The following is a 12,187-nucleotide window of genomic DNA, read 5'->3' as shown; positions in this document are numbered from 1 at the left end:
CGCCGGTTGCGGGGGTTTGTCGGTGCTCACTCCTACGGTGGATGCAGTGGTCGCAGCAGCGGCCTGACTCGTGGTCGCAGCGGCGAGCGGATGAGCGTGAGGAGGAGTGACGTGGTGCGGTTCCTGCACAGCGCCGACTGGCAGATCGGGATGACCCGTCGCTGGTTGAGCGGTGACGCGCAGGCCAGGTTCGGGGCGGCGCGCATCGAGGCGATCCGCCGGCTCGGGCAGGTGGCCCGCGAGCAGCAGTGCGAGTTCGTGGTGGTGGCCGGTGACGTCTTCGAGTCCAACCAGCTGGCGCCGCAGACGGTGCTGCGCGCCCTGGAGGCGCTCAAGGACGTCGGGGTGCCGGTCTATCTGCTGCCCGGCAACCACGACCCCCTCGATGCGGTCAGCATCTACCGCCAGCGGGTGTTCACCCGGTCCTGCCCCGCCCAGGTGCACGTGCTGGACGGCACGGACCCGGTGACGGTGCGCTCCGGCGTCGAGATCGTTGCGGCGCCGTGGCACGGCAAGCACCCGGACGCCGACCTCGTGGCCGATGCCATGACGCACCTCGGTGCCGCCGACGGCACGGTCCGCATCGTCGTGGGGCACGGCATCGTCGATGCGCTTGACCCGCGGGGTGGCCACCCCGCGGCCATCGCGACGGCCCCGCTGGAGCGGGCACTGGCCGCGGGGCGCATGCACTACGTCGCCCTGGGCGACCGGCACTCCCGCACCAGCGTGGGCGAGTCCGGCGCGATCTGGTATGCCGGGGCGCCGGAGGTCACCGACGTGCGCGAGGAGCAGCCCGGTGACGTGCTGGTGGTCGACGTCGAGCCCGGCCGGCTCCCGGTCGTCACTCCGCACCACGTGGGCACCTGGGACTTCCGGGTGCTGCACCGCGACCTCAGCGGTCGCGCCGACGTGCAGGCACTCGACGCCGAGCTGGAGGCGATGAGCAACAAGGACCGCACCGTGCTCCAGCTCGCCCTGCGCGGCACCCTGGGCCTGGCCGAGCACGCCGAGCTGACCGAGGCATTGAGCCGGCACGAGGCGGTCTTCGCCGGGCTGCGCGACTGGGAACGGCACACCGACCTGGTCGTGCTCGCCGACGAGCAGGACTGGCAGTCCGCCGGCCTCGGTGGTTTCGTGGCCGCGGCCGCCGCCGAGATCGACGAGCAGGCCAGGGCCGGCAGCGCGTCCTCAGGCGAGGCGGTCGAGGCCGAGGTGCTGAGCGACGTGGCCGGTTGGCGCTTCGAGGTCTCCCGGCCCGATGACCGCGACAGCGCGCGCGACGCCCTGTCCCTGCTCTATCGGCTCACCAGGGAGGATGCGCGATGAGACTGCACCGCCTGAGACTGCGCCACGTCAAGGGCGTCACCGAGCTGAGCCTCGACTTCCCCGACACCGGGGTCGTCGTGGTCGAGGGCCCCAACGAGGTCGGCAAGTCCACCCTGTTGGAGGCATTGGACCGACTGCTCGACCCGTCGTGCAAGGCGACCTCCAAGTCCGCGGGCGTCAAGGCCATGCAGCCGGTGGGGGTGGAGGCCGCTCCGTTCGTGGAGGCCGAGCTGAGCCTGGGCGGCTACCGGCTGGTGTTCGCCAAGCAGTGGCTGCTGCGCCCCACCACGACCTTGCGCGTGTTGGCGTCCCGCCCGGAACAGCTGGCCGGTGAGGCGGCGCAGGCACGGATGACCGCCATCCTGAGCGAGTGCCTGGACCGTCCCCTCTTCGACGCGTTGCGCTTCACCCAGGCGGGCGAGCCGCAGATCCCGCTGACCAGCAGTCGGCTGCTGGCCGAGGCGCTCGACGGCGCGGCCGGCGCCGACCTGCACACCGACACCGGAGCGGACCTGCTCGGCGAGGTCGAGGGTGAGTTCCTGCGCTACTTCACCCGCACCGGCCGCCCGACGGGCGAGCTGCGCGCGGCGATCACCGAGACCGAGACGGCTCGGGATGCCGCGGTGCACGCGCACACGCGGGTCGGCGAGGCGCAGGACCTGCTGGAGCAGCGCGAGTCCGCCGTCGCAACGCTGCGGGCCGCCGAGCTCGGCACGCCGGAGGTCAGCGCCGCGCTCGAGGTGGCGCAGGCCCGGGCGGTCGCCGCGACGGCCGTGGACCAGGAGCTGCGGGCGGCGCAGGAGCGCGCCGAGGCGGCGCAGGCCGCTGACACCCGCGCCCGCGGCGACCACGACCTGCGACAGCGGATGGTCGGTGAGGTCCATGAGCATCACGAGAGCGTCACCGCGCTGTCCGATGACGTGGATCGTCGAGCGAGGGACGAGCAGCCCCTGGTCCTGCGGGAGGCCACGGCTCAGCAGGCCGCACAGGCCGCGGCGACGGCGTTGGCACGGGCCCGGGAGGTGGCGGAGCGGGCCGGGGACGACGCCACCCATCTGGCCGAGGTGACCGAGCTCGCCAGGCTGCGCGACCGGCTGCAGCGGTCCGAGCAGCTGAGCGCCGAGCTGGCCACAGCCCAGGCCGTGCTGGAGGAGTCGACGATCACCCCGGCAGTGCTGCGGCAGCTCACCGACCTCTCGGGAGCCGTCGAGCTGGCCCGGGCCACGATCGAGGGTGCTGCCACGGTGGTGTCGTTGCAGGGTCTGGGCGAGCAGCTCTCGGTCGAGGTCGACGGCACCCCGCTGCATTTGGCAGCCGACGGTGAGGTGCACGAGCACCTGGTCAGCCAGGAGACCTCACTGGTGTTGCCCGGGGTGTTGCAGCTGTCCGTGCGCCCCCAGGGTGACGTGGTGCTGTTGGCGCAGCGGCTTGCTCATGCGCAGAGTGCCCTGGCTGCAGCGTTGGCGAAGGCGGCGGTCGGCGACCTGGACACCGCCCGGCAGCGGTGTGTCGCCCACGAGGCGGACGCCGCGGAGACTCACCGGCTGCGCACCGAGCTCGCTGGCGCGCTGGGTGGCGAGAGCGCCGATGTGCTCGGCGCTCGCGTCACGGACCTGCAGGCGTGCACCGAGGCGTATCTTTTCGCCCGCGGCGACGCCGATGGGCTTCCGGAGACGGTCGCGCAGGCCAAGGCGGTGCAGCTGGCCGCCAAGGACGAGGTCGAGCACCACCTCGCAGCATCGGCTCGGGCCCAGGACGACGCCGAGGAGGCGCGGCGAGCATGGGGCACGGCCCGCAGCGGCCTGGAGGTGGCCCGGGCCCGGCTCCAGCAGACCGCTGCCACGTTGCAGGCGCAGGAGCAGCGCCTCGCCGAGGCCAGGGCGGAGTGCGACGACGACGCCGTGCGGGAGGCACAGCAGAGCGCCGCCGTGATGGCGAGCGAGGCGCAGGATCGGCTCGCGCAGGCTCGACAGGCCGCGGCCGAGGTCGACGTCCAGGGGGTGCAGGCAGCGTTGCGCTGGGCCACCGAGGCCCTGGAGGCGCACCGCGTCCAGGTCAGCGAGCTGCGCGACCGCTCGCACCACCTCAAGGGCAGCGTGGAGCTGTGCGCAGGGGAGGGACGGCAGGAGGTCTACGAGCTGGCCCTGCAGGCATTCGCGGAGGCCCGTGCTGCGCTGCGCTCGATCGAGCGCCGGGCCCGCGCCGCGCGTCAGCTGCACCAGACGCTGCAGCGGCACCGGGAGCAGGCCCACGACGCCTACGTCGCACCGTTCGCCGCGGCCGTCGATCGCCTCGGCCGGCAGGTCTACGGCGACACCTTCGGGGTCGTGGTCAGCCGCGACTTGGTGCTCACGCACCGCCACCTGCACGACACCACGGTGCCGTTCGAGTCTCTGTCCGGGGGCGCCAAGGAGCAGCTCGGCATCCTGGCCCGGCTGGCCGTTGCCTCCCTGGTCGACGCCGACCAGGGCGTGCCCGTGGTCATCGACGACGCCCTGGGCTACACCGACCCCGCCCGGCTGCGCAGCGTCGGCCGGGTGCTGGCCGACCCGGGCTCGAGCGGCCAGGTGATCCTGCTGACCTGCAACCCGCAGCGTTACGCCGCGATGGAGGGGGCCACCACGATCTCGCTGACGCCAAACCGTCTGACCGCCTGACCCCGCTGAGCCGATACCTGCGACCAGACCCCACCCTCGCGGCCAGACCCGCCGCGCGCTAGCGTCAAGGTGATCCTTCGGCATACCGAGGGGCGACGTCGGCCTAGGAGATTCCCGTGAGTGACCAGAAGAGCACGACCGTCAGCCGGACCATCGATGCGTCCAACACCGACGTCTTCGAGGTGCTGTCCAACCCGGAGCGGCACGTTGAGCTCGACGGCTCCGGCTTCGTCCGGTCCGTGGACCAGGCCGACCGGATCACCGGCACCGGTCAGGTGTTCACCATGAACATGGAGGGTGACCACATGGGCGGGGAGTACAAGACCGACAACCACGTGGTCGGCTACGACCCGGGCAAGCTGGTGGCCTGGAAGACCGCTCCGGCGGGCACCGAGCCGCCCGGCTGGGAGTGGGTGTGGGAGCTGACCCCGCAGGGTCCGGAGTCGACCGAGGTGAGCTGCACCTACGACTGGAGCCGGGTCACCGACAAGGACCTGCTCGACAAGGTGGGCTTCCCGCTGGTGACGCAGGAGCAGCTAGAGGAGACCCTCAACAACCTGGCCGCGGCTGTCGCGCCCTGAGCGTTCTGCATGCTGGTGTGGTGAGCAGGCGCTCTCGGCGCTCAGGGTTGCACTCGCCCGGTCTCGTAGGCCCAGATGACGATCTGGACACGGTTGCGGGCACCGACCTTGTCCATGAGGCTGCCGACGTGGAACTTGACCGTGCTCAGACTGATGTAGAGCTCGGTCGCGATCTCCGCGTTGGTCAGCCCCCGGGCCACGGTCACTGCCACCTCCTCCTCCCGCTCGGTCAGCGGCACCACAGGCTGGGCCCGCTTCGGGGAAGGGGCGGACTCGGCGAAGCGGGCGAGTAGGCGGACGGTGATGCTGGGGGCGATCAGCGCGTCGCCTTCGGCGGCGGCGTGGATGGCCTGGACCAGCAGGGCCGGGCCGGCGTCCTTGAGCAGGAACCCTCGGGCGCCGGCCCGCAGGGCGCCGCTGATGTACTCGTCGGTGTCGAAGGTGGTGATCACCACCACGGCCAACGGGTCCTCGACGTCGGGTCCGGCCAGGCGTCGGGTGGCCTCCACACCGTCCAGGCGGGGCATCCGGATGTCGAGCAGGCACACGTCCGGGCGCAGTCGGCGGGCCAACTCCACCGCCTCCAGGCCGTCGGCGGCCTGGGCGATCACGTCGTTGCCGGGGGATCGTCGCTTCGACCATCCAGCCGTGCTCCGGTCGTGGTCCCGCATGGAAGGTCCCTCCGAGCAGCGTCACCCGCTCAGCCATGCCCACCAGGCCGTAGCCTGTCGATCCCGCGGAGAGCTGGCCGCGCTCACCGTCGTCGCTGACGCTCAACCGCACGGTCTTGGTCTCCCCGGCGACCCGGACGTGGACCTGGGTGGCATGCCGTGCGTGACGCAGCGCGTTGGTGATCGACTCCTGGGCCACCCGGTACAGGGCCGCCTGGACCGAGGGTCGCAGGTCGTCGAGATTCCCGTCGAGCTCGACGTCGACGCGCAACCCCGGGGCGCCGTCGGCGGTGGCCAGAGCCTCGATGTCGGCCACGCCGTGTTGGACGGACAGCTGCGGTGTGCCCTGGCCGCGGCGCAGGGTCCCGACCATGGAGCGCATCTCGGCGAGGGTGCGCGAGGCCTCGGTCTCGATGACGTCGAGGGCCGCTGCGGCTCCGTCCAGGTCTTGTGAGGTGGCCAGGAACTGCCCGGCTTGCGCCTGGATGGCGATGGCGGACACGTGGTGGGCCACGATGTCGTGCAGCTCGCGGGACAGCGTCTCTCGCTCCTGGAGTCTGACCTGCTCGAACGCCTGGTCGCGGACGATGCCGCGGTAGCGGATGGAGAGGCCCAGGGCGGCCGGGAACAGCAGCACGACGATGCCGCCGACAAGGTCGGTGAGACCGGTGAAGTCGGTGGTCGCGATCACCACCACCTCCACTACCACGATCACCAGGCCAATCGCTGTCTGCCTGGTGCTTCCCCACCGGAACAGCGCGTACACCAGAACCAGGACGAAAGCGCCGGCGACCAGGACGAAAGGCTCGCCAAGAGCGAGGACAGAGCCCAGGTCCAACACCACGAGCGCGCCGAACGCCAGGGCTACCGTCGCAAGGGGGTGTGCGGCGCCACAGCATCGTCAGCGCCAGGGTGGGCCCGAACGCGAACGCCAGCGGTCGCCATACCATGCCGTCGCGGACGAGCACCTCGACCAGCGTGGCACCTGCCACCGTCGCAGCGAGGACCCAGTCGCGCCACACCCGAACCGGTGGTTCCTCGGCCTCGGGCTCCATCCTGAGCCACCCCAGCGCTGTGCTCACGAACCCCAGGGTACGGAGTCGGGCAGGTACGGCGGATCGACCGAAAGAGCAGTCCCCCGCTGTCTGTTCGGTCAGGTCGAGACTGGCCCCGCTCCCGGTGTGCCACGAAGACAACGCAAACACACTGGATCTGGCAAGCGCCACCGGGGAAGGGTCCCCGGTGAGACGACCACAACCAGGCAGTAGGAGCCGATCCCATGAGCACGACGACCATGACCAGACCAACGAGGCAGTACCGAGACACCCGAGTCGATGTGAAGCTCGTGCTCAGCGCGCTATGGGTCGTGATGCTGTTCGTGTTCGCCTACGTCGACCTCTTCGCGTTCTTCCGGGCTGACGTGCTCGGCGCGGCGCTCGAGGGGACGGTGGCGACCACTCCGTTGGCCGTCAACCAGGTGTTCTTGACCTCCGCCCTGATCTTCATCCTGCCGGCCACCTTGATGATGGTCCTGTCCCTCGTTCTCAAGCCACGAGTCAACCGGGTCCTCAACATCGTCGTCAGCCTCTTGTATGCGGTCATCATCATCGCGTTGTGCATCGGTGAGACCTGGGTCTACTACCTCCTGGGAAGCGCCGTCGAAGTTGTGCTCCTCCTCGCGATCGCCCGCTCCGCGTGGACATGGCCGGCACCTCGGAGCACACCCGCACTGCCATGATGGGTACTCCCGGTGAGCGCAGTCCTCGGGTCCGCCGAGGCGGCTGAAAGGAGGCACGTATGGACCTGGAGACTCGCCTCACGGAGCTGGTGGGCGGCTACGACGCCCGGCCCGACACGGGTCCCGTGCAGCTGCATCTGGACCGGGCGGGCTGGCAGTGGTCCTACGGAGGTGACCATCCGTACGTCCTACGGAGGTGACCATCCGTACTTCGTGGCCTCGGTCACCAAGCTGTTCACCGCTGCGCTGATCCTGCAGCTGGCCGACGCCGGCGAGCTCGTCCTGGACCGACCCGCCGCCGAGCTGCTGCCGGCGCAGATGATGCGCGGGCTGCACATCAGCGGTGGGTCGACCGGGGTGGGCAGATCACGGTGCGGCACCTGCTGGCCCATACCTCCGGTCTCGCGGACTACTTCGAAGGCGAGCGTGCCGACGGGGGCACGACGGCCGACCTGGCCTTCGAGCACGACCTCTCATGGACCCTGGACGACGTGCTGGAGATCACTCGCGGCATGCGGCCGGCCTTCGCCCCGGACAAGCCCGGCAAGGCGCGGTACTCGGACACGAACTACCAACTGCTCGGTGCGATCGTCGAGGGCTTGACCGGTCTGTCCTTCGCGTCGGCGGTCGCGGAGCGGATCGCGGCGCCGCTGGGCCTGACCCAGACCTACGTCTTCGGCTCGGAGAGCTTGGACCGCTATGCCGAGATCGCACCGATGCTGAACGGACGCGTCCGACTGCACATCCCGCATGCGATGGCCTCGTTCCAGGCCGACGGGGGCGTGGTCTCCACCCCGTGCGGTGACCGGCTTCCGGGCGCTCCCACCCCTGGTCGGGCATTCCGGGGCATCGGGTGCCGCGCTGTTCCGCGCCGCGGATCTGGACCTGGTGATCAGCGGCACTGTCAACCAGGTGACCAAGCGGTCGATGCCCTACCAGCTGATGATCAAGGCCGTGCGGGAGGTGGCCAGGACGGTGTGAGGTCAGGGGTCGACTCGCCGACGGTGACGGCGTCCGGGCTCATCCTTTCCTCGCGCGGAGCCGCATGAGGGCCAGGGCGTGGGCATCGAGGCGCTCGTCCTCCTCCGACCGGGGATGCCAGGTGGGTGTCTCGACCGGCTTGCCGTCGGCCAGCGCGACGAACACGGTCAGGCAGTGCGTCGTCAGCGCGAAGTCACCGGTCTTCGGATCGGCGGAGCTGACGTGCACGGAGATGTGAATGCTGCTGTGCCCCGTATGCAGCAGCCGCGCGCTGATCTCCACGAGGTTGCCGATCGGGATGGGGCGGTAGAAACGGATGCCACCGGAGTAGACGGGCAGACAGTCCCGCTTGCTCCACTGCAAGGCGCACACGCGGGCCGTCTCGTCGATCCAGCGCATCACCGTGCCCCCATGGGTCTTGCCGCCCCAGTTGACGTCGGTGGGGGCCGCCAGGAAGCGCAGCACCGCTTGGGGTGCGGTGCCTGCGGGGGAGTAGGTCTGCTCTGCCATGGCCTGCTCGATGGCCTTGCGGACCTCGATCCGCTCCGTCGCCCAGTCGGCCTCGCGCTGCTGCTCCGGCGTCACGGGCTCCCACGGTGACACGGGTGTCGGCCGTTTGCTTTCAGCGTCGAGGGCGATGAAGATGACGACGCAGGTGGAGGTCGGCTCCAGCTCACCGGTGGCCACGGGGCCGGCGCTCACCCTCACCCGGATGTGCATCGAGGACCGGCCGGTCAAGATGACGTGGGCCGAGACCTCGACGAGCTCGCCGGTGTGGATGGGGCGGTCCAAGACCACGTCGCCCACGTAGGCGGTGACGCAGTAGGCCGAGCTCCAACCCACTGCGCACGCGTAGGCGGCCCGGTCGACCCACTCCAGCACCCGGCCACCCGACACGGCGGAGCCGCCCAGATCCGCGACGTCGGTCGGCGCCGCCAGGAATCTGAGGGTCACCGAGCCGGCGTCGCTCCCTGGAGGGGGGATATGCACAATGAGACCCTACTGAGTCCGCGGAGGGTGCTGGACGACTGATGCCCATCAACGCCAGGCAGAGTTATCGGATCATGTGACCTGGTCACCGGATGACCCTGCGGACGCGGCGCATGAGTTCACTGCCCAGCAGACGCGCGAGCTGCTGGCCCAACTCGATCAGCGGCTCCGCGACCGTGGCGTCGCTTCGTCGATCTTTGTTGTCGGTGGTGCCGCGACCGGCGCGCGTGGCGACAGGGTCACCCAAGACGTCGATGGCACTCACCGACAACAACATGGTGCTTGAGGAAGCACGGGTCCTCGCCGCCGGCGGGGCTGGCCACAGCGAGATCCAAGCAGCTCGAGTCGCCAATCCGCAGCTACTACACCGACGACATGCTTGCGTTGATTGTCGATGGGACTGACGTCGAACGCGAAGTAGCCCTTCTCGCCGAGGACGCGTCCCGAATGCTTCACCGGCGCCGCCGACCCGGTGGCCGAGAGCGCCGACGGCGGATAGCGAGCGAGGATAGGCACCGCCCTACGTGTCCTGGGAGTAGAAGAGTGCGGCATACGGGCCGATGGTGATCCGGGCGTGCTGGGGGTAGCCGTCGCACCCGTGCGGCTCGGTGTCGAGGTTGGTGACGTGCACCGCGCCCAGACCGGGCCCGTAGAGCGGAGCGTCGGTGTTGCAGCGCACTCGCCATCGCCCGGGGCGGGGCAGCCCGAGCGGGTAGCTCCATACCGGCGTGGTGCGCAGGTTGAGCACCACCACCGTGTCGTCGCGCGGACCGCCGCTGGACCAGCGGTGGAAGGCCAGGATCTTGCGGTCGTCGTCGACCCGGATGACGCGGGTATGCCGTCCGGACAGTCCGCGGGTGGCGCCCGAGAGGTTGCGGCGCAGCGCGATCAGCTCCCGGACCAGGTGCAGGAAGCCGGCGTGCCGGTGGGCCTTGTCCCAGTCGAGCGGGGTCTGGTCGTCGAACCAGCGGTCCTCCAGGAAGTCCTGACCCTGGAAGAGCATGGGCAGGCCAGGGGAGGTCAGGGTGAGCACGAGGCCCAGCACGGCGCGGGTGCGCGCGTGCCAGGAGTCGGCCGCCCCCGGGGACACCGACTCGGGCACCCGGCTCCGGCCGTTGGCCACCTCGTCGTGGGACTCGGTGTAGATCACCCGCTCGTGCGGCGCGCCCAGGCCGTGTCCGATGACGGCGTGCGCGACGGCATACAGGTCGCGGTCCTCGTCCCGCGGCGTCTCCAGGGCGGCGCGGACGGGGTGCACGAAGCCGGCGTCCCACTGAGAGTGGAAGCCCAGCCCGCCCTCGCCGCTGGGCCGGGTGACGGTGGGGTCGCGCTGCATGTCCTCGGCGATCAGGATCTTCCACGGCTGGCGGGAGCGGAGGTCGGCGGTCGTCGCCGCGAGGAACCGGTGCCCGGCGGCGATGCGCTGGCCGGGGTGGTGGACGTTGCCCGACCGGGAGCGGATGTATTGCGTCGCGTCGAAGCGCAGACCGTCGACGCGGAAGTCCTCCAGCCACATCACCGCCGAGTCGCGCAGGTAGTTGCGCACGTGCTTGCGGTCGTAGTTGGGCCGAGTCGCCCCCCACGGGGTCAGCGCCCGGCGGTCGTTGTAGAAGTAGCTGCCGCCGTAGCGCGGCTTGCGGCCCCCGTCGAGACGCCACAGGTGCAGGTCGCCCGGGCCGAGGTGGTTGTAGACCACGTCAAGGATGACGGCGATCCCGCGGGCGTGCGCCGCGCGGACGAACCGGGCGAAGGCCTGTGGGCCGCCGTAGGAGCTCTCGATCGCGAAGGGGTGCGAGGGGTTGTAGCCCCAGCTGATGTGCCCGGCGAAGGCGAACGGCGGCATCACCTCGACGGCGTTGACGCCGAGCCAGGCAAGGTGGTCGAGCCGGTCGATGGCCCGGTCGAACGTGCCGGCGCGCCATCCGTCGGCGGCGAAGGTGGGGATGTGCAGCTCGTAGAGCACCAGGTCGTCCCATCCGGGCATGGCGAAATGATCCTCTCCCCAATCCAAGGACCGGGGGTCGAAGACCACGGCATCACCGTCGGAGTGGGTCACTTGTCGGGCGACTGGGTCGATGCGGGAGCGGTAGGGTCCGCCGCTGCGGATCAGGAAGCGGTAGTGACTGCCCGGGCCCGCGCCGGGCACGAACGTCGACCACGTGCCCGATCGCGCGTTGTCGCGGACCAGCCACGCCTTGTATGCCGGGTCCCACCCGGAGAAGTCCCCGGTGACCGCGACCTGGCGCGCGTTGGGCGCCCACACCCGGAACGTGACCCCGCCGTTGTGCGGGATGGCCCCCATGCCCGCGCGGAGAGAGGGGGAGCTAGGCACAGCCATACATCGTAAGCGGTGCAGACCGCAGCGATGTCGGCCGCGCGACTCGCGGCCTTTGAGTCGGTTGGTTGCCCAGGCGTGCGAAGGTGCCTCTCCAGAACTCTTCAGAAGTAACAAGGTGGGGTCGGGAAGATGGAGCTGTCCCTGTTGGTCAACCGCGAGATCGTCCGCCCGATCCGGCATGGCGTGTATGCGATGGCGGGGGTGCCGAGCGGTGCACTAGGTGGCTGGTGTCGAACGGCGGTCAGTGGGTGATGGGCCCGATCGCTTGAGCGGCGCAGTCTGGGGGAAGTCACACCAGATGGCTTGAGTGATCGTCACCTGGGTGGCGCGATCAAGGGGTCCGGAGGTGGTGTTGGCGCGTAAGGGGGACTGTGTCGGTCGCTGATGGGGCCCGCTGGGGTGCCCGTGGGGCGGCTCAGGCCACGGTTGCCCAACTCCGAGGGGGTGCACTGGTGAAGCAGAGCATGCCGAGGCGGGCCAGGTTGACTGCCGCGCCCAGGAGAGCGAAATCGGCGGCGACCTTCTCGGTGCCCCGGACCCGGGCCCGTCGCCCCCCGTGATGGCGACGCATCAGGTGCCCGATCTTGCGTTCCACCTTGGGCCGCGTGGCCCGGTAGTCGGCGACCCAGTCCGGGTGACGTTGTCGCCTGCGGGCATCGGCCAGCGCCTGCTCGTGGGCGCCGACATGGACGGTCCGTCCGGCGGTGGAGCGGGTGCACTGCTCACGCAGCGGACAGCCGGTGCAGGCCTGACCGAAACGGGCCGTTCCCGTGTGGTTCTTGCCCCGGCGGATCGGTGCGCTGACCCCGGCCGGGCAGGTCACCGTGTCCTGCTCAAGGTCGATGTCGAAACGGTCCTTGGTGAACATGCCTGCGGCGGCCACCGGCTGCTGGGTCTTGCACTTG

At 70.4% G+C, this 12,187-nt stretch carries 11 protein-coding genes and 2 pseudogenes; 7 read left to right on the top strand and 6 right to left on the bottom strand.

Going from position 1 to position 12,187, the window contains the following annotated elements; genetic code table 11:
• Positions 1-111: 111 nt before the first annotated feature.
• The 3 genes from ACR2FV_RS02680 (at position 112) to ACR2FV_RS02670 (ending at position 4,564) form a co-directional block, all read left to right on the top strand.
• On the top strand, positions 112-1,326 hold the full coding sequence (locus ACR2FV_RS02680; protein ID WP_434014174.1) for a metallophosphoesterase family protein: 1,215 nt from the start codon (positions 112-114) through the stop codon (positions 1,324-1,326).
• The gene (locus ACR2FV_RS02675) at positions 1,323-3,983 is read left to right on the top strand and encodes an AAA family ATPase (protein ID WP_434014173.1); all 2,661 of its coding nucleotides are present in this window, start codon (positions 1,323-1,325) and stop codon (positions 3,981-3,983) included. The genes ACR2FV_RS02680 and ACR2FV_RS02675 overlap by 4 nt, the downstream gene beginning before the upstream one ends.
• A gap of 116 nt (positions 3,984-4,099) precedes the next feature.
• On the top strand, positions 4,100-4,564 hold the full coding sequence (locus ACR2FV_RS02670) for an SRPBCC family protein (protein WP_434014172.1): 465 nt from the start codon (positions 4,100-4,102) through the stop codon (positions 4,562-4,564).
• A gap of 41 nt (positions 4,565-4,605) precedes the next feature.
• On the opposite strand, the gene ACR2FV_RS02665 is transcribed toward ACR2FV_RS02670, so the two are convergent.
• A complete protein-coding gene (locus ACR2FV_RS02665; protein ID WP_434014171.1) occupies positions 4,606-5,235 on the bottom strand; it encodes a response regulator in 630 nt (209 codons plus the stop codon).
• A gap of 4 nt (positions 5,236-5,239) precedes the next feature.
• Positions 5,240-5,737: pseudogene (locus tag ACR2FV_RS02660) on the bottom strand (sensor histidine kinase); the annotation flags it as partial.
• Between the two features lie 777 nt (positions 5,738-6,514).
• Between ACR2FV_RS02660 and ACR2FV_RS02655 the strand changes: the two are divergent.
• The 4 genes and pseudogenes from ACR2FV_RS02655 to ACR2FV_RS02640 all read left to right on the top strand — a co-directional run bounded on the left by ACR2FV_RS02655 (position 6,515) and on the right by ACR2FV_RS02640 (position 8,022).
• Complete coding sequence (locus ACR2FV_RS02655) at positions 6,515-6,973, top strand: DUF6326 family protein (RefSeq protein WP_434014170.1); 459 nt, start codon at positions 6,515-6,517, stop codon at positions 6,971-6,973.
• A 59-nt stretch (positions 6,974-7,032) separates the two neighbouring features.
• Positions 7,033-7,173, top strand: a complete 141-nt coding sequence (locus ACR2FV_RS02650; protein ID WP_434014169.1) for a hypothetical protein — start codon at positions 7,033-7,035, stop codon at positions 7,171-7,173.
• Positions 7,145-7,228, top strand: a pseudogene (locus ACR2FV_RS02645) (hypothetical protein); the annotation flags it as partial. The gene ACR2FV_RS02650 and the pseudogene ACR2FV_RS02645, both read left to right, overlap by 29 nt.
• 110 nt (positions 7,229-7,338) lie before the next feature.
• Positions 7,339-8,022, top strand: coding sequence for a serine hydrolase domain-containing protein (locus tag ACR2FV_RS02640; RefSeq protein ID WP_434014179.1), 684 nt, complete (start codon positions 7,339-7,341; stop codon positions 8,020-8,022).
• Here ACR2FV_RS02640 and ACR2FV_RS02635 read toward each other — a convergent pair.
• The 4 genes from ACR2FV_RS02635 to ACR2FV_RS02620 form a co-directional block, all read right to left on the bottom strand.
• Positions 7,994-8,944: an acyl-CoA thioesterase gene (locus tag ACR2FV_RS02635; RefSeq protein WP_434014168.1), complete on the bottom strand. Its 951-nt coding sequence runs from the start codon at positions 8,942-8,944 to the stop codon at positions 7,994-7,996. The two genes, ACR2FV_RS02640 and ACR2FV_RS02635, sit on opposite strands and share 29 nt — an antisense overlap.
• An 85-nt stretch (positions 8,945-9,029) precedes the next feature.
• Positions 9,030-9,209 (bottom strand): hypothetical protein, encoded by a 180-nt coding sequence (locus tag ACR2FV_RS02630; protein ID WP_434014167.1) that lies wholly within the window; start codon positions 9,207-9,209, stop codon positions 9,030-9,032.
• 255 nt (positions 9,210-9,464) lie between these two features.
• Positions 9,465-11,276 (bottom strand): alpha-amylase family glycosyl hydrolase, encoded by a 1,812-nt coding sequence (locus ACR2FV_RS02625; RefSeq protein WP_434014166.1) that lies wholly within the window; start codon positions 11,274-11,276, stop codon positions 9,465-9,467.
• A gap of 421 nt (positions 11,277-11,697) precedes the next feature.
• On the bottom strand, positions 11,698-12,187 hold a 490-nt coding region (locus tag ACR2FV_RS02620), incomplete at its 5' end, for a transposase (protein ID WP_434014165.1).

The organism is Ornithinimicrobium sp. (genome assembly GCF_051004135.1).
Lineage (GTDB): Bacteria > Actinomycetota > Actinomycetes > Actinomycetales > Dermatophilaceae > Ornithinicoccus.
Note: the sequence above shows the minus strand (reverse complement) of the source record. Positions and strands in the feature narration are given on the sequence as shown.

Bases quoted from the DNA above. Each gene is read 5' to 3' on its own strand.
- ACR2FV_RS02650 (WP_434014169.1), top strand. From the start codon at position 7,033: ATGGACCTGGAGACTCGCCTCACGGAGCTGGTGGGCGGCTACGACGCC.
- ACR2FV_RS02655 (WP_434014170.1), top strand. From the start codon at position 6,515: ATGAGCACGACGACCATGACCAGACCAACGAGGCAGTACCGAGACACC.
- ACR2FV_RS02665 (WP_434014171.1), bottom strand. From the start codon at position 5,235: ATGCGGGACCACGACCGGAGCACGGCTGGATGGTCGAAGCGACGATCC.
- ACR2FV_RS02675 (WP_434014173.1), top strand. From the start codon at position 1,323: ATGAGACTGCACCGCCTGAGACTGCGCCACGTCAAGGGCGTCACCGAG.